This window comes from Acinetobacter sp. Colony158 (genome assembly GCF_019264745.1).
GTDB classification, from domain to species: Bacteria; Pseudomonadota; Gammaproteobacteria; order Pseudomonadales; family Moraxellaceae; genus Acinetobacter; species Acinetobacter ursingii.
Genome location: NZ_CP078523.1, coordinates 2044480 through 2044856, shown reverse-complemented (window position 1 = coordinate 2044856; position 377 = coordinate 2044480). Strand labels below are relative to the sequence as shown.

Genomic DNA, 377 nt, shown 5'->3' with positions numbered 1-377 from the left:
ATCTCAGGCTGCATAACAGGGAGTTGATTAATTACACCTATTTCACGGGCAATGCCTCGAATACTAAAACAGTCACCACGGTTTGGGGTGATACTAATATCAATGACATGATCATCTAGTTTAAGATAATCACGAACATTGATACCCACTGGTGCATCATCAGGCAACTCCAGTAAACCATCAATTTTATCTTCTAGATCAATCTCAGAAGCACCACACAGCATTCCCTGTGATTCCACACCACGCAGTTTACCTTTCTTAATTTTAAAATCACCGGGTAATACTGCACCAATGGTGGCAACTGGTGCTTTCATTCCAACACGTACATTCGGCGCACCACAAACAATTTGTAATGGCTCGCCTGAACCAATGTTTAC

1 pseudogene is annotated in these 377 nt (G+C 41.9%); it reads right to left on the bottom strand.

What is annotated here, in order from left to right:
- A pseudogene (pheT, locus tag JR005_RS14770) lies at nt 1–377 on the bottom strand (phenylalanine--tRNA ligase subunit beta); the annotation flags it as partial.